Source organism: Lysinibacillus antri (genome assembly GCF_003977595.1).
GTDB classification, from domain to species: domain Bacteria; phylum Bacillota; class Bacilli; order Bacillales_A; family Planococcaceae; genus Ureibacillus; species Ureibacillus antri.
The window spans coordinates 12,562-27,968 of record NZ_RYYR01000016.1; the positions used below are offsets into that span (position 1 = coordinate 12,562).

Consider the following 15,407-nt stretch of genomic DNA (forward strand, 5'->3'; position numbering starts at 1 on the left):
ACTTTCTCCTGTTGTTCGGGCTTTCATCGGGGCTATGAACACCTCTTTGAACAATTTTTACCGCGATTTGGGTTTTCATCGAGGCTATGAACACCTACCCCCTTACCAATCTAAAACCCCTATAAAATTATAAGTATTCTTCCCATTCCATTACATTCGCTCAAGTCATTCTGAAACTCTCGCATAGTTTAGTGAGAGATTGAGAGAATGGAGGTGAATGGGATGAAGAAATTAGGACAAATAGTACTCGCATTCTTTAGCGTGATGCTCATTACCTTTGCTTATCAAACTGTCGCAGCAGCTGAAACTCATGAATTTCAAGGGATTGATGTAAGTAGATATCAAGAAGATATTGATTTTGAGGCCGTTTCAAATGCGGGCATTGAAGTCGTCTATATTAAGGCGAGTGAAGGTGTTGGCTATGTCGATCCTTACTTTGAGCAAAACTATGAAGGAGCAAAAGCAGCAAATCTTAAAGTGGGATTCTACCATTTCGTCATTGCTCGAACGGTAGAACAGGCCATTGAGGAAGCAAACTGGTTTGTCTCCATTATTCAAGATAAAGACTATGAAGCAAAACCCGTAGTAGACTTTGAAGACTTCGGAAATCTATCAACTGAACAAATTAATGAAATCACCCGCGCTTTTGCAGAAGAAGTCGTAAAACTAACAAATCAGGACGTTATGATCTACAGTAATGCGAGCAATGCGACAAATGTATTTGATGAATCTTTAACGAAGTATTCTTTATGGGTAGCACAATATGGACCAAGCGAACCGTCTAATGACATCATTTGGGACACATGGGCTGGTTGGCAGTATACCGATACGGGAACGATCGACGGTGTTAACGGAAATGTTGATTTAAATGTTTTCAATGATGGAATATTTTTAAACGATTCATCGATTGAGGCACCTACACCTCAAGAATCAACAAACAAGACTACCACCTACACAATTAAAGCTGGCGATACCTTGACAAGTATTGCACGCAACTATCAAGTAACTGTTGCGCATCTAGTAGAACTCAACAATATCAACAACCCAAACCTTATCTTCCCGGGACAGGAATTGCGTATTACAAGTGACGGCACACAAAATTCTACGCCTTCAACATATGTGGTGAAATCCGGTGACACTCTGTATGCAATCGCTAAAAAATATAATACGACCGTTGCTAAACTCGTCTCTGAAAACAACATTAAAAACCCAGATTTAATTTATCCTGGCGATCGTATTATCATATCAAAATAAATGATAGAAGGTATCCCTTTTAAGAGGATGCCTTCTATTATTTTAATAGCAAGCAATTAGTTTTTAATGGAAAATAATCCTCAATAAAAAGCTTATTAATAAAAAATAGCGCCCCATCTAGTAAATAGAGACGGCACCATCCTTTATGCATTATCTAATTAGCGTGATGCTTTTGGTGGCTGGCAAACATCACATTTTCGTTGATTATTGTTTTTAAATTTCGTAAATGTTTTTTCAAAATTGCTGCCACATGCACATTTAAATAATAACTTTTGTGAGAAACCGTGATATTCCGTTGTTAATAATTTACTATCGGAATTTTTTTCAACAAATTCTTTAATTTTATCAATGGTCCATCGTTTATTCATTATCCTATTCCTCCAAAGGCGATCGCTTCATGTTCTAAGTTTCCTATTATAACACGTGTTCGGACAAACCGAAAGTTCACAAGGAGTAATTACAGGTTTTGTTACCAATATTTAAGGTGTTTTTATCATGTATATTCCGTGATAAAGTGAACTCGTAAACAACAAGACACTCACAACTTAGGAGATGATTACTTGAAAAAACAATTATTCACGGTGGCCGCTTCGGTAGGTATTTTATTCTCTGCTTATACAATGCAAGCATCTGCTCATGAAATAAATTATCAAGTACAATCAGGCGACACACTTTGGAAAATTGCCAATTCAAATAATGTATCTGTTGCGGAATTACAATCGTGGAATAATCTGAACTCAAATACAATACATGTCGGGCAACAATTATCATTAATTGCGCCACATACTCATAACGCTACGTATACTGTAAAATCTGGGGATACGCTTTACTCAATCGCAAGAAACTACAATACAACTGTGGCTGAACTAAAATCTATGAATCAGTTAACTTCAGACAATCTTCACATTGGACAAGTTTTAAACGTACCAAATGCTCCGGTCACTGAAAAAGTAGAACAACCTACTACTGCGAAAACATATGTTGTAAAATCGGGTGATTCCTTATGGGGCATTGCGACAAAAAATGGATTAACAGTCGATCAGTTAAAGGCGTTTAATGGTTTAACGAGCAATGTGATTAATGTTGGACAAGTATTAAAACTGACAAACGAAAGCAGCCCTGCACCAGTTGTTGAAAAATCCCTTAATGTCGATGCTTTAATTGCTGAGGGGAAAAAATATATCGGTGTCCCGTATGTTTGGGGAGGAAGCACACCTAAAGGATTTGACTGCTCCGGATTCTTAAACTATACATTTGGGAAAGTGGGCGTTTCCATCCCGCGCACAGTTGAAACAATTTGGAGCGCAACAACAGCTGTTTCTTCACCACAAAAAGGAGATCTGGTTTTCTACACAACATACAAAGCTGGGCCAAGCCATGCTGGAATTTATATTGGCGATAACAAATTCCTTCATGCCGGTTCATCTTCTGGTGTAACGATTACAGATATGAACAATCCATACTGGAAAGCACGTTATCTTGGTGCAAAGAAAGTAAATCTATAAAGTTCCAATTAAGAAGAATCCATTACGGGTTCTTCTTTTTTTATGGTGATAAATGTTGATAATCTAAAATTTCGATTTTGAACCTATGATTACATTTTTCCTGATTGATCTTTTCACTATCACAGGGTGGGAATACCCTTATTTTAACTAAATCTTCTTTAAAATCTTCCATTTTATCAGCCGGGATTTCAATTTTTACCTGTATATCATACGAGTGATTGTCATTATAAGTAATTCCAACGATCCCCTTCCACTGCCAGTCATAAAAAGAGTCCTGTCCATATTCTTTCATTACCCGTTTATCAATGGTTGGAAATAAAATATCTGAAATGATGTCTTCGGTAGTGACATACAAACCTTCTACTTCTTTTATGGATTGTGCGTTCGCAACTTGTCCAGGACTAAAAATCATAAACAATGCAATGAATACAAAGATTGATTTACTCATGAAATCGCTCCTTTTCAACATCATGGTTATCATTCCCTAAACATTTCATTTTATAGATCCTGAACGAAATAATGTAAATGACATATTATAGTTAAAAAGGATGATTCCTAAATGGCATTGGTCATAGAAAGTTTCGTATATCACTATGGGGGCGGGGAAAGCTGGGGCGAGGAACTGTGGGACATCGATCGTTGGGAAAATGATGGGGGTCGAACAGAGAGCAATTGAATATGAATCCAAAGGGAGAAAAGCTTGTCTCCCTTTTTATGTGCCTAACTGAATGATTAAAAATGAAACAAGCCAAACAAAAATCGCCGTGCGCGTTATGTAATAAAGCAACAATTCTGTTTTAGTCAATGTTCTTTCACGCTTAATTTTTTTCAGTTGCCGCGCATGGAAAATAGAAATTAAAAGCAACACAGCAATGGAGAATACATATAAATTTTCTATAATAGCCATCAAATGAACCAACTCCTTCCTATATACTACGAGCAATTCTGATGCACTATTACGGTAAAAAAGGAACCCTAACTAAAACAAACATTTTAGTTAAGATTCCTTTTATTTTTAATTCAAAAACTTTTTATCTGTATACTGATTGTTATTTTTCTTCGTTGCCGCGTCTGCTTTTTTGAACTCTTTTTGGTACAACACTTCTTGCGTTTTTGTCATTTGATTGTCTTGCACCGTCAAATGTTGATGAGGTTCTTTACTCTTCATTCAAAAAACTCCTTTACTGCGATTTATGATGATTGCTGCCGGTAGCGTTTGTGCCTTACTTATTTGCTTGTTTATTGCCTTGTCCATTCGCAGGCAAAATTTCTTTTGCAATTTCCTCTAACTCGTTTCTTTTATTCTTCATAAACTCTACTGTGTCTTGCTTATTGCCCTGTTCATTCGCAGGCGAAATTTCTTTTGCAATTTCTTCTAGCTCGTTTCTTTTATTCTTCATAAACTCTACTGTGTCTTGCTTATTCCCTTGCTTATTGCCTTGTTCATTCGCTGGCAAAATTTCTTTTGCAATTTCCTCTAACTGTTTTGTTTTATTCTTAATAAACGCTACTGTGTCTTTGCCTTTAAACTTATCAAAAATTGACATAGCTTTCTCAACTCCTTTCATTGTTAATGTGAGATAAGTCGGCAGAAATTATGTAAAAAAGACTTGCTATGAATTGAAATTTCATAACAAGTCTAGTGTAAAGTTATTTAGGTCGTTCCAGTGTAATGATCTCACCAATCGTTGCATAGTCCGAGCCAGCTAATCGGCTAATCGCATTTAATTCTCGTACATCAATTTTACCATTGTCATAAATGGCGTCATCAAAGTGGAATAAAACAATTTCGCCAATAAATAAATCGCCAGTCGGATGGTCACCACCTAAAGGGATGGCTTGAACAAGTTTACATTCCATTCGAATTTTCGCTTCCTTTACTCCGGGTACACTAATGTTCACACTCGGTACTGGTGTAAGTTGCGTTAGTTCGATTTCGCTTTTAGATGGTGGTAACGTTGCTGCTGTTTCATTTACTTGCTTCAAGTTTTGATCATCGACAATATGAATGACGTACTGCTCATTTTGATAAATATTTCGAGCTGTATCTTTCAATTCCCCATTCTTTCGCCCAACAGATAAAGAAACCATTGGCGGATTGGAAGAAACGATATTAAAGTAACTGAACGGAGCGCCATTGACCACGCCTTCTTCTGATTGTGTTGTGACAAATGCAATAGGACGCGGAACAATCGAACCTATTAATAATTTATAATTGTCACGCTCACTATTTTGCTTTGGATCTATCGAAATCAACATTTTTCAACCCTTTCCATCTTTTCCTACCTATTGTAACAAAATGATTAAGAGTTGTAGCTATCCTATAGATATTCTTTTTCGAAATGTTTTGTGCTACGGATTGTATCGATTGGTCGAACGAGTGATTCGATGTGTTCACGTTTATCTTCAAAAAATGGTGGTAATGATAATTTTTCACCTAGCGTCTCGTATGGCTCATCTCCCATGAAGCCTGGGCCATCTGTTGCTAGTTCAAATAAAATCGATGGGGCTACATTAGAATATAATGAACCAAAAAAATAACGCTCAACATAGCCGGAGTTTGGCAGTTTGAATGACTGTAATCGTTGTTGCCAAGCTTCTAAATCATTGCGATCATCTACACGGAAAGCTGTGTGATGGACTGTTCCGAAACCTTGACGTGCTTGTGGTAGGACTGTATTGTACTCAACCACCACTTGTGCACCATGACCACCCTCACCCATTTCAAATAAATGATACGCATCTTCTTGTGCAATTTCACGCATGAAAAATACTTTTTCTAATACTTCTTTAAAATAATCAAAGTAGGACGTACGCACATGAACTGGGCCAAGTCCTGTAATCGCAAACTCTAAAGGAATGGGACCATCTTGCCAAGGTGTTCCCGCTGCTACTCCTTCATCAAATTCATCCGAAACAAGTTGATATTGCTGATCATCAAAGTCAACGAACGGTAAAATCTTTGTTCCGAATTGTTCTTGAATGCCTTTATGCTTCACATCGTATTTATCGAAGCGTTTCACCCAATAGTCTAATGCGGCATCACTTAGCACACGGAAGGAAGTTTTAGAAATTTCATTCGTTCCATGGACCCCTCTTGGAATGCCTGGGAAATCGAAAAATGTCATATCTGTACCAGCACTACCCACATCATCCGCGAAAAATAAATGATACGTTTTAATATCATCTTGATTCACTGTTTTTTTCACTAATCGTAATCCTAAAGTATATGTAAAGAAGTCATAAATTTTTTCTGCACTACTTGTAATAGCCGTTACGTGGTGGATCCCTTTTAATTCGTTCATCGTGTTTCCTCCTAATTTATCTCGAATTCGAGATATATGATAAAAATATATAGATAGCGCTGATTTGCTATCTTAGTTTGCCATCTTACTTTCAATATTATGCAAGTTATATATTATCTTTAATTCGAGATAATAATAACATGAGCTCATTTGGTTCGTCAAGGCTATTGGCTAATAAGTGTGGATGTTTGGCTAATATCTGCGTAAGTTTGACTAATAACCTCACAATTTCGTCTAATAAATCCGAAAATGTGTCCAATAAGTTGGCGCAACGCACAAAAAAAGCACCCCTTAAAAGAGTGCTTTGGAAGACCCTTACCTATTAATAAGGATTCGTTGCAATCAGACTTGCTGTTTTCACATAAATACGTGGATTTAACTTTAATTGGTTGACGATAATTTCAGCGATGTCTTCCGCTTGCATTAGTTTTGAATCATCATTTTCTTTAATTAAGCTTAAATCAAATGCTAAATCTGTTGCGACAGTACTTGGAGTTAAGGCTGTTACACGAATATTATTACGACGAACTTCTTGTGCTAATGATTCTGTAAATCCAATCACAGCAAATTTTGATGCACTATATGCACTTGAAGTAGCTGCCCCATTTAACCCACTTGTGGACGAAATATTAATAATGTCGCCCCCGTTTTTTTCGATTAATTGAGGTAGTACTGCATGTGTCACATAATATGTACCCAATAAGTTCACATCAATGATTTTTTTCCATTCTTCTGGATCCATTTCTAATACTTTACCGAATGATGCAATTCCTGCGTTATTAATTAAAATATCCGCAGTGCCCAATGATTCAGTTAACGATGAAACCGCTACATCTACTTGCTCTTTCGATGAGATATCAGCTACCGCATATGCAACCTTTACACCTAATCCTTCTATTTCTGTCGCTACTTCTTTTAAAGCAGACTCCGTTTTTGCGATTAATCCAACATTTACACCCTCTTTTGCTAAATGAAGTGCTGTTGCTTTCCCTATTCCTCGTGCTGCTCCAGTGATAAATGCAACTTTATCTTGTAATGATTGTGCCATTTTCATATGCTCCTTTCGAACTTCTATCGGTTTAAGTATACTATTTTAAGGATAAATTTGCCTCTCATGCGCTCGCACAAAAAAGGACAGGTGCACAGAACCAATCCCCTTTCACCTGTCACTTATTACTCTTCTTTCTTTGAAACCTTCTTATTAATACCACGAGAAATTTGTGTATTCATCGTGCCTTGAACGACATGCTCTAAGAAAAAATCACCAACTAACTTTAAATAGTTGTCATCGTCAAACATCTTTCTATCTTGTAATTCCATTTCCGCTAAACTTTCATAAGTAGCAAGAAGAGCGTAACAATAATCCTGTCCTGTAATCGGAATTAACACTTCAACCGTGTGATCATATTGTTCGTTGCGAAATTTTTTAATCTCTTGTAAATTTTCGATGGCCTCTTTAAATTTTTCTTGTTTTATTTCGAAGGTTTGATAGACATACACTGTCATAGCCTTTACTCCTTAATTGTATTTAACTTGCAACATTCATTTAGTAGTTGTCCTATTATCCGTACAACATGAATAGGATGGTAAAAACCATTTTTTGTGTTACTAAAGGAGTTTACAAAATGAGTGCATTTTTCGGATATGTTTTTTTAGGGATTTCTCTTGCTGCACCAATTGGACCGGTGAACGCAGCACAATTAACAAAAGGTATTTATGGTGGGTTTGGACATGCCTGGTTAGTTGGACTAGGCGCAATGTTAGCAGATGCAGTTTATATGCTCATTGTGTATTTAGGCGTGTTCCATTTTCTTGAAACCCCATTTATGCAAACGTTACTATGGTCATTTGGTTGTTTTGTTCTGATTTATACTGGTGTTGATAGTATTTTAACGGCTGGGAAAGAAGTGAAAATGAAAAATATTAAAAGCAATTCATTTAAAAGCTCTTTCTTTTACGGTTTTCTTCTATCCATTTCTAACCCATTGTCGATGATGTTTTGGTTAGGTATTTTTGGTTCGGTACTAGCCAAAACGGTTTCCACGTATGATCTCGATCATATTATTTTATATAGCTTAGCAATTTTCGTCGGTCTATTTATTTGGGATGTAACAATGGCATTTACCGCAAGCAGTTTTAGAAAAATCCTTACCTCCAAATTACTTGGTGGCATTTCCATCATCTCTGGACTTTCATTAATTGGATTTGGTGTGTATTTTGGTGTACAAGCCATCCGATTACTATTTTTCTAACTCGTTAAATACCTTTTGGATACGCGTTTTTCTTCTTGGACTTCCGTTTTCGCATAATTAGGACCACAATAATAATGAGCGCTATAAATACGATACTGACGAAAAGTCCCATTCGATTATTTTTATCGAGAACAGTGCCACTAACTGCTAAAAAAATTAAAAGCATTGCAATATAGCGTTTCACATGGTCAAACTTTGTAGCTTTCATCAGTTTTGGGAATGAAATCAGTATGAAAAACCAATTGTAAATGAGCATTAAACCTGCTGCGGTTGTAATATACTCATACACTCGATCTGGCATTAGTCTTGCAATCACAATCGAAATGACTAATACGGAAATTGTTAATACTAAGGCAAATGGCGGTACTTTTAATTTACCTTTCTTTGCAAATAGTTTTGGTGCATCGCCATCTTCAGCCATTGTAACAAGCATACTTGTGACCGCAAAAAGTGACGCCGCCATCGTTGAAAAACCTGCAATAATGATCCCTGCATTAAAAACATGGGGGAAAAAAGCTAAATTATAATCAGCAAGAGCGAGCGCAAATGGACTTTCCTTTGCATTAAACTTATTGTAAGCCACAAAACCGGATGCTAAGAAAATGGAAATTAAGTAAATGGACGTTAAGATGATTAACATGACCGTCGTGGACTTTACGACTTCTTTTTTTTGCTGGAGCCTTACAGATAAAATACCCATTATTTCAATGCCACCAAACGCATAAAAGCCAAAAATAAGCGAGGACCATAAGCCAATGAAGCCCTTTGCAAAAATTTCATCGGTCGTGTTTGGTACATTAAAGTCATTTTTATCGCCACCAAAAAATCCAAATAACACGAGTATTGCTAAAATAATAAACATAAAAATAGCAGCCACTTTAATCACTGCAAATAAGTTTTCTGTTCGTTCAAACCCTTTTGTACCAATTAAAACAACAATGATGCCGAGAATCGCGTAGATCGAAGCTAATATCCAAAGTGGAATATTGGGAAACCAGAATCGGGTAAGAATCGAAAGTGCTGTTAGCTGACTCCCAGAAATCAACATTTCAGAAAACCAATAAACCCACCCACTACTAAACCCTGCCCAACGACCATACGCTTTTTTAGCATACGATCGAAATGAGCCTTTTTGAGGATCTTGTATAAACATTTTTCCGAGTAGTTCGGATACGATCATCGCAGTTAATCCGGCTAGAATAAAGGATATAACAATCGATGGTCCTGTTTTGGAAATCCCGATACCAGATCCGAGAAAGTATCCTGTTCCAATGGTACAACCAACACCGATAAGGGAAAGCTGCCACCATTTTAATTTGCTTTCACCGTTTTTGTCACTTTTCCCTCCTGCACGTGCTGGAAGTTCCATTCAAAACACCCTCCCCTAAATTCCTAATTATTATGAGCGGCGAAAAGAAGTTTATGTATATGAAAAACCCCGGATAAGCTCACTTAGGAAGTGATCCTATTCGGGGCCTTAGCATTTATAAATGTTTAGCAATCTTCACAATCATTATTATTTTGTTGACGATCGCGGTTAAAGTTTAAATCTTCAGCAAACTCTTCACGCGTATTTTGGTTTTGATTGTGATTACGATTAAAGTTTAGATCTTCTGAAAATTCTTCGCGTGTATTTTGGTTTTGATTGCGATTGCGGTTGAAGTTTAAGTCTTCAGCAAATTCTTCTAGGTTGTTTTCATTGCGTCGTCGGTTGTTATTGTTTTCCATTACCGATTCACCTCCACTTTTATTATTGTGGATGATAAATGACTTTCTATACGAACAAAAAAGCACCCCTTAAAAGAGTGCTTGGAAGCTCACTATTTAACACGAACTAGTTTTCATCGTGGTTATGAAAAACAATTTCACCGACTTCTCCCCTACTTGTTTCGTCCTTCATCACCTTACAAATAAAAAAAGCACAATTCAATTTCCACCGAATCGTACATTTTCAAAACCTCTTATTTCATTTGTACTGTACTCACTCGTTTAATAAAGAACGATATAATAAACGCGAGTACGGCTAACACTAAACCGAATATGATGGAGTTTTGTACACCATCGACTAAACCAAGATAGGGATCCGGATTTTTTGCTGCTGTAATTGACATAATCGTTACGGCCACTGCAGTACCGATTGCTCCCGCCACTTGTTGTAGAGTATTCATAATCGCCGTACCATCCATGTATAACTCACGTGGTAACTCGTTTAAACCATTCGTTTGCGCAGGCATCATAATAAATGAAATACCGATCAACAGTAGAATATGCATGATGATAATGAAAATACTTGATGTTTCCGTATCGATAGTAGTTAAGAAAAATAGACTAATGATTGCAAGGCCTAATCCAGTTGGCACCATTGCTCTTGGACCAAACTTATCAAATAAATTCCCTGCCACTACCGACATAAGCGCATTGATTACACCACCAGGCAACATTAGTAACCCCGCAATCATTGGTACCATTAGCAATACCCTTTGCATATAAATCGGTAATAAAACCATGACAGAAAGTAGCATCATCATCGCTGCTAAAACAATAAATAATGCTAATGTAAACATTGGATATTTAAAAACTTTCAAATTAAGCATTGGTGTTTCCATTTTCAATTGGCGGATTGTGAATAAAACTAATGATACAAGTCCCAAACCTACCGCTATGTATACTTCCTTCGCTAAAAATGTACCTAAATCTCCAGAAATACTAAATCCATATACTACGCCACCAAACCCAATTGTTGATAAAATAAATGATACAACATCTAATTTCGTTGGCTGTACTTCACTGACATTTTCAATAAATCGAATGCCGACGAATATTGCAATTAGTAGAAATGGAATCGTCACCCAGAAAATAAAATGCCACGTAAATTCTTGTAAAATGACCCCTGCAAAAGTTGGACCAATTGCAGGTGCGAATACAATAACAAGTCCAATTTTCCCCATAGCTGCACCACGTTTTTCAATTGGGTACACCATTAAAATAACGGTTGTCATTAATGGAATGATAATGGCTGTCCCAAGTGCTTGAACAATTCGTGCAATCAGTAGAACGGAAAAGGTTGGGGCAAGTGCTGCGATCAATGTACCAAGAATCGAAAAACTTAACGCAGCAGTAAAAAGTTGCCTCGTTGTAAACCGCTGCATTAAAAAGGCCGATACAGGAACAAATATCCCCAATACTAATAAATAGCCTGTTGTTAACCATTGAACAGTAGATGGTTCAATGCCAAAATCTCGACCAATCTCAACAAAGGCCATATTTAAAGCCGTCTCGTTGAAAAGACCGATAAACGCCGCAATCAAAAAGGGAATTACGATTTGATTACGCTTTTCATATAAATTACTCATAAATCCTCCATATTCAATTTTAATAATTTGAAAGTCACCTTTTGTATAATAAATGAAATGATTGCAATTTGGAAATTATAAGATTGGTTAATTTAAGGCTTCCAACTAAGGTTACGCTATTTTCAGGGAGGATTTATGACTACTTTCAAATTAATCTTTCATTCCGGTAACATAACCCGCTTAAATTCTTTTAAAAATAAATCATAATGAAGTTTCATAGCTATTCGGGTTTTCCCCTTTTTACTAGTAGGACGATAATCAATATAGGACATTCCTTTTGCTTCTGTCCCCTCAATAACATTTGCATCATAGTGAATGTAATCCACAATGGAGGGATGTTGAATAACCATGATAGTAAGAAGATCATGAATGGGTGCACCGGGTATACCTGGCATTTTTTCTTTGTAAAATTCGTAGTAATATTTAAAAATTGGGTCCATCATGAAGGCAAAGGGATTTTTCATATTTTTAGATATAACATCTACAATATCTTGAGTAATAATTGCATGTTGCGTAACGTTTAATGGGGTAATAGTCAAGTTATGTGCTGTTTCCAATATGAAATTAGAAGCAGTCGGATCACCATAAAAATTTGCTTCCGCCAAGGCTGTAATGTTACCAGGAATAAAAAATGCCCCTCCCATCACATAAAAGGCTTGAACGTTTTTCATTAGTTCTGGATATAAGGTAAATACCATACACAGTGTAGTTGATCTACCTGTATCCACAATAATAAGTTCATTTTTATTTTTTTCTAAGATAAAACGAAGAGTATCAAAAGTATAAATATCGTATTGAACGTTTTTCGGAATCTTAATTGGTCCAATCCCATCTTTCCCATGAATTTCTGGATAAACCGCAATATTCTCCGGTTTAAAAGGCTTGGTAGCACCCGGAATAATAGGTATGTCGTTTCGTCCAGCTAAATGGAGCAAATAAGCAGCATTTGCTGTAGCCTCTTCTTTTGACACATTCCCATAACTCGTTACAATTCCAACTAGTTCAATATCAGGATTCAATAATGAATAGATAATAGCTAAAGAATCATCAATGCCTGGATCACAAAATAAAAGAATTTTTTTCGTAATTGTGGCACCCCTTTCCTTTCTATATATATTCCATTAAATTACCATTTATTTTCCATAATACAAAATTTTAATAAAAATCGGTCTCATCTAATAAAAAAGGAGCCATCCAAAAAGTCATTTTGGATGGCTCCTTTGCGACGAGGATAGTGACAATTTATTGTTACTACCGCAGGAGCACAGCTTTTTAGCGATATTTTATTATTAGAAGCGTAGATGTCCAGAAAGTGTAGTGCTTTCTGGATATCCCCTTTACTTCTATATAAGAGGTAATTGTTCAAAAACTTTAGCATTTCACATAATTGGGAGCAGGTTTCTTCAATTTGCTATATCCGCCCTCAAATGATTGCCAAGTGCCCTCAATTTGCTGCATCCGCCCTCAAATGATCGCTAAGTACCCTCAATTCGATTTATCCGCCCTCAACCGGTAGCTTGTTGCCTACTCATCATCAATCTCGCCATCACCAATTTCATCTTCTTCCTCAATTTCTTCAATATGTTCGCCTTCCTCAAGCGATTCATCGTCTCCACAACCAACTAATGAAAATGTAGAAGCTGTAAGGAATAATGATAACAATAACTTCTTCATAAAAAAACCTCCCTCCTCATGTAAATACCATCAATTACGGTTCCTTCTATAATATCGTTTACATAATCGCGACTAAAAATACGCATATTAGTCGTGAAGGGAGATGGACAACTTGACAAGCACAAATCAATCACATGGAAACATGAATCAGAAAAACAAACTGGATCTCTCAAATGAGGTTCGTTTGAAAAAAAATGAAGAATATGGATTGATTACAGTTTCGCACCCAAACAAAACGAATTCGAAAAAGTTATCGATGAAGGACGTCTTAAAGAAAATGTACGATGAAGGCGGATTCTAACCGATCAAAAACCCCGGATAGTATTTTAGTACCATTCGGGGTTTTCTTATATTAAATTTAGTCAATTAGCGGTTTTGACGATTGTTTTTGTTGTTAAAATCCACTTCTCCAGCGAATTCTTCACGGTTACGGCTTCGTGTAAAGTTGATTTCCTCCCCGAACTCCTCACGATTACGGTTGTGATTATGTTCATGTAGCTGTTCGTTCTCAAGATGTGTATTGTGTTGTTGATTCATTCGCTTTCGTTCCATGTCCATCACCTCCACGCCAATTATTGTGTGTCATGTCCTTTTTTTTATTCCAAACGACATTTACAAGATGGACTTTCCTAAAACAAGTTCTGCCGCTTTCATTCCTGAAATAACAGCACCCTCCATCGTTGCAAAAAAGGGTTGTCGAGTATAATCGCCAGCAAGGACCAAACGTTTAATCGGCGTTTGTTGATCCGGTCGTAAATGATCATGATTCGGTTCTAAACTATGAAATTCTTCAGGATGGCTAACGACACGGTAATTGGTTAACCCCGATTCTAAATCTAACCCTAACTCCCTGCCATCTTGTTGGACTATTTTTAATATTTCTTCTGGTTGCATAGGAAGAAATTTCTCTGGTGGCGTTAGAATAAGTGATAAGCGCCCAGGAACATGTGTAAAGGTAGAGCGAGATTGCTCTGCTAAACTGGCAATCGACGTTAATGGGGTGAAAGTTGTTCGATCATATGGCAAAATTGGTTCAGAAAACTCCATTTGAATCGTTACAGCCGGCATGGTTGGTAACTGAAACATGTCACTAAAGGCTGGATGGGTACTAAAATCATCCTTTAAAATTGCCTTAGCTCCAGCTAAATTCGCAGCGACAACAACATAATCTGCATAAATTTTCGTCTGCTCTTCCAATAAAACGCCCTTCACTTCCCCTTCCTCTACTAATAATCGATTCACTTTTGTATTTACTCGAATGATCCCATCTCTCATTTTGATGGCATTTGCAATGGGAGTGGCTAGTATGTCCGTCATTCCACCTAAATAGCCACCAATACGCATTTTATAAAATCGGGGTATCCCCGGTAAAAACAGACCAAAAAATACTTTTGCCGAATATCTTTCAGGGGGTAAAAAGAAAATGCCTGCACTAAGCGGAATAATGGCATAATGTAACGCATTTTCACTAAGCTCAAATTTTTTTGCATAGTCCCGCACACTTAATTGATCCAATTCATCGGGATTTTTTATATAATGTAAAAAGCCATTCGTAAAAAACGCAATGAGGGATAATTTATCGTTAAGGGAAAGGATGTCATTGTTCCCTAGTGCACCTTTTATCGTTGCAATGGGTCCAAAAATCGGTGAAATTCCAAATACCGCATTTTCGTTTTTTCCTTTAATCCGGATATCTACCTTTTCTTCCCATTGCACAATATCGTCAACATCCACGCCCACTTTTTGTAAAACTTCCGACATCTTTTTATAATACCCAATATGTCGATGAAAGCCCGATTCCACGATCATTCCATCCTCATTCCAGGAAGATGTTCGACCACCGAGTACTTTGTTTTTTTCGATTACTAATACGGATTTTCCCTCTTCACTTATTTCCAAGCCCGCTGTTAATCCAGCTAAACCAGAACCAACGACAATCACATCAAATTTTTCCAATTGCGTTCACCCTTAATCATTTCATTTGAAGTAAAGTTTTCTCATTAAAAATGACTTTTAAGCGCAAACTTGTCCTTGTAATTAAAAAAAGAAGGGGTCACTAAAAAT

The 15,407-nt window shown here is 36.8% G+C and carries 20 protein-coding genes; 4 read left to right on the plus strand and 16 right to left on the minus strand.

The window, feature by feature from the left end:
• The first annotated feature begins 222 nt into the window (after nt 1-222).
• Nucleotides 223-1,254 carry a GH25 family lysozyme gene (locus EK386_RS12380; protein WP_158674421.1) on the plus strand — a complete coding sequence of 344 codons (1,032 nt, stop codon included), beginning with the start codon at nt 223-225 and terminating at the stop codon, nt 1,252-1,254.
• Nucleotides 1,255-1,412: 158 nt separating this feature from the next.
• Here the strand turns inward: EK386_RS12380 and EK386_RS12385 are convergent, their stop codons facing one another.
• On the minus strand, nt 1,413-1,622 hold the full coding sequence (locus EK386_RS12385) for a hypothetical protein (RefSeq protein WP_126659489.1): 210 nt from the start codon (nt 1,620-1,622) through the stop codon (nt 1,413-1,415).
• Between the two features lie 192 nt (nt 1,623-1,814).
• On the opposite strand from EK386_RS12385, the gene EK386_RS12390 reads away from it, so the two are divergent.
• Complete coding sequence (locus EK386_RS12390) at nt 1,815-2,759, plus strand: C40 family peptidase (RefSeq protein ID WP_126659490.1); 945 nt, start codon at nt 1,815-1,817, stop codon at nt 2,757-2,759.
• Nucleotides 2,760-2,799: 40 nt separating this feature from the next.
• Here EK386_RS12390 and EK386_RS12395 read toward each other — a convergent pair whose 3' ends face one another.
• The 8 genes from EK386_RS12395 to EK386_RS12430 form a co-directional block, all read right to left on the minus strand.
• The gene (locus EK386_RS12395) at nt 2,800-3,207 is read right to left on the minus strand and encodes a DUF3888 domain-containing protein (RefSeq protein WP_126659491.1); all 408 of its coding nucleotides are present in this window, start codon (nt 3,205-3,207) and stop codon (nt 2,800-2,802) included.
• A 264-nt stretch (nt 3,208-3,471) separates the two neighbouring features.
• Nucleotides 3,472-3,666 (minus strand): hypothetical protein, encoded by a 195-nt coding sequence (locus EK386_RS12400; RefSeq protein ID WP_126659492.1) that lies wholly within the window; start codon nt 3,664-3,666, stop codon nt 3,472-3,474.
• A 108-nt stretch (nt 3,667-3,774) separates the two neighbouring features.
• On the minus strand, nt 3,775-3,927 hold the full coding sequence (locus EK386_RS12405; protein WP_126659493.1) for a YfhE family protein: 153 nt from the start codon (nt 3,925-3,927) through the stop codon (nt 3,775-3,777).
• Nucleotides 3,928-3,982: 55 nt separating this feature from the next.
• Nucleotides 3,983-4,306, minus strand: coding sequence for a hypothetical protein (locus EK386_RS12410; protein WP_126659494.1), 324 nt, complete (start codon nt 4,304-4,306; stop codon nt 3,983-3,985).
• A gap of 103 nt (nt 4,307-4,409) precedes the next feature.
• A complete protein-coding gene (locus tag EK386_RS12415; protein ID WP_126659547.1) occupies nt 4,410-5,015 on the minus strand; it encodes a flavin reductase family protein in 606 nt (201 codons plus the stop codon).
• Nucleotides 5,016-5,080: 65 nt separating this feature from the next.
• Entirely contained in the window at nt 5,081-6,064 is a 984-nt protein-coding gene (locus tag EK386_RS12420; RefSeq protein ID WP_126659495.1) for a ring-cleaving dioxygenase, read from the minus strand.
• Nucleotides 6,065-6,386: 322 nt separating this feature from the next.
• Nucleotides 6,387-7,112: a 3-ketoacyl-ACP reductase gene (locus tag EK386_RS12425; RefSeq protein ID WP_126659496.1), complete on the minus strand. Its 726-nt coding sequence runs from the start codon at nt 7,110-7,112 to the stop codon at nt 6,387-6,389.
• Between the two features lie 125 nt (nt 7,113-7,237).
• On the minus strand, nt 7,238-7,570 hold the full coding sequence (locus EK386_RS12430; RefSeq protein ID WP_126659497.1) for a hypothetical protein: 333 nt from the start codon (nt 7,568-7,570) through the stop codon (nt 7,238-7,240).
• A gap of 119 nt (nt 7,571-7,689) precedes the next feature.
• Between EK386_RS12430 and EK386_RS12435 the strand changes: the two genes are divergently transcribed.
• Nucleotides 7,690-8,316 (plus strand): LysE family transporter, encoded by a 627-nt coding sequence (locus EK386_RS12435; RefSeq protein ID WP_126659498.1) that lies wholly within the window; start codon nt 7,690-7,692, stop codon nt 8,314-8,316.
• A gap of 4 nt (nt 8,317-8,320) precedes the next feature.
• Here EK386_RS12435 and EK386_RS12440 read toward each other — a convergent pair whose 3' ends face one another.
• The 5 genes from EK386_RS12440 to EK386_RS20330 all read right to left on the minus strand — a co-directional run bounded on the left by EK386_RS12440 (nt 8,321) and on the right by EK386_RS20330 (nt 13,343).
• Nucleotides 8,321-9,685 (minus strand): amino acid permease, encoded by a 1,365-nt coding sequence (locus EK386_RS12440; RefSeq protein WP_126659499.1) that lies wholly within the window; start codon nt 9,683-9,685, stop codon nt 8,321-8,323.
• A gap of 125 nt (nt 9,686-9,810) precedes the next feature.
• Nucleotides 9,811-10,044 carry a hypothetical protein gene (locus tag EK386_RS12445; protein ID WP_126659500.1) on the minus strand — a complete coding sequence of 78 codons (234 nt, stop codon included), beginning with the start codon at nt 10,042-10,044 and terminating at the stop codon, nt 9,811-9,813.
• Between the two features lie 233 nt (nt 10,045-10,277).
• Complete coding sequence (locus EK386_RS12450) at nt 10,278-11,669, minus strand: MDR family MFS transporter (protein ID WP_126659501.1); 1,392 nt, start codon at nt 11,667-11,669, stop codon at nt 10,278-10,280.
• Nucleotides 11,670-11,827: 158 nt separating this feature from the next.
• Complete coding sequence (locus EK386_RS12455) at nt 11,828-12,757, minus strand: nucleoside hydrolase (protein ID WP_126659502.1); 930 nt, start codon at nt 12,755-12,757, stop codon at nt 11,828-11,830.
• 436 nt (nt 12,758-13,193) lie between these two features.
• Entirely contained in the window at nt 13,194-13,343 is a 150-nt protein-coding gene (locus tag EK386_RS20330; RefSeq protein ID WP_179966037.1) for a hypothetical protein, read from the minus strand.
• Nucleotides 13,344-13,455: 112 nt separating this feature from the next.
• Between EK386_RS20330 and EK386_RS12460 the strand changes: the two genes are divergently transcribed.
• Nucleotides 13,456-13,644, plus strand: coding sequence for a hypothetical protein (locus EK386_RS12460; RefSeq protein WP_126659503.1), 189 nt, complete (start codon nt 13,456-13,458; stop codon nt 13,642-13,644).
• Nucleotides 13,645-13,709: 65 nt separating this feature from the next.
• Here EK386_RS12460 and EK386_RS12465 read toward each other — a convergent pair whose 3' ends face one another.
• Together EK386_RS12465 and EK386_RS12470 are read right to left on the minus strand one after the other, a co-directional pair.
• Nucleotides 13,710-13,895, minus strand: a complete 186-nt coding sequence (locus tag EK386_RS12465; protein WP_126659504.1) for a hypothetical protein — start codon at nt 13,893-13,895, stop codon at nt 13,710-13,712.
• A 60-nt stretch (nt 13,896-13,955) separates the two neighbouring features.
• Nucleotides 13,956-15,299: a hydroxysqualene dehydroxylase gene (locus tag EK386_RS12470; RefSeq protein ID WP_126659505.1), complete on the minus strand. Its 1,344-nt coding sequence runs from the start codon at nt 15,297-15,299 to the stop codon at nt 13,956-13,958.
• Between the last annotated feature and the right edge of the window lie 108 nt (nt 15,300-15,407).

What these genes read in the sequence shown, in the direction of transcription:
- EK386_RS12410 (WP_126659494.1), bottom strand. Translation starts at nt 4,306, where the DNA reads ATGTCAATTTTTGATAAGTTTAAAGGCAAAGACACAGTAGCGTTTATT.
- EK386_RS20330 (WP_179966037.1), bottom strand. Translation starts at nt 13,343, where the DNA reads ATGAAGAAGTTATTGTTATCATTATTCCTTACAGCTTCTACATTTTCA.
- EK386_RS12380 (WP_158674421.1), top strand. Translation starts at nt 223, where the DNA reads ATGAAGAAATTAGGACAAATAGTACTCGCATTCTTTAGCGTGATGCTC.
- EK386_RS12435 (WP_126659498.1), top strand. Translation starts at nt 7,690, where the DNA reads ATGAGTGCATTTTTCGGATATGTTTTTTTAGGGATTTCTCTTGCTGCA.
- EK386_RS12405 (WP_126659493.1), bottom strand. Translation starts at nt 3,927, where the DNA reads ATGAAGAGTAAAGAACCTCATCAACATTTGACGGTGCAAGACAATCAA.
- EK386_RS12450 (WP_126659501.1), bottom strand. Translation starts at nt 11,669, where the DNA reads ATGAGTAATTTATATGAAAAGCGTAATCAAATCGTAATTCCCTTTTTG.
- EK386_RS12425 (WP_126659496.1), bottom strand. Translation starts at nt 7,112, where the DNA reads ATGGCACAATCATTACAAGATAAAGTTGCATTTATCACTGGAGCAGCA.
- EK386_RS12385 (WP_126659489.1), bottom strand. Translation starts at nt 1,622, where the DNA reads ATGAATAAACGATGGACCATTGATAAAATTAAAGAATTTGTTGAAAAA.
- EK386_RS12430 (WP_126659497.1), bottom strand. Translation starts at nt 7,570, where the DNA reads ATGACAGTGTATGTCTATCAAACCTTCGAAATAAAACAAGAAAAATTT.
- EK386_RS12400 (WP_126659492.1), bottom strand. Translation starts at nt 3,666, where the DNA reads ATGGCTATTATAGAAAATTTATATGTATTCTCCATTGCTGTGTTGCTT.
- EK386_RS12445 (WP_126659500.1), bottom strand. Translation starts at nt 10,044, where the DNA reads ATGGAAAACAATAACAACCGACGACGCAATGAAAACAACCTAGAAGAA.
- EK386_RS12440 (WP_126659499.1), bottom strand. Translation starts at nt 9,685, where the DNA reads ATGGAACTTCCAGCACGTGCAGGAGGGAAAAGTGACAAAAACGGTGAA.
- EK386_RS12420 (WP_126659495.1), bottom strand. Translation starts at nt 6,064, where the DNA reads ATGAACGAATTAAAAGGGATCCACCACGTAACGGCTATTACAAGTAGT.
- EK386_RS12465 (WP_126659504.1), bottom strand. Translation starts at nt 13,895, where the DNA reads ATGGAACGAAAGCGAATGAATCAACAACACAATACACATCTTGAGAAC.
- EK386_RS12395 (WP_126659491.1), bottom strand. Translation starts at nt 3,207, where the DNA reads ATGAGTAAATCAATCTTTGTATTCATTGCATTGTTTATGATTTTTAGT.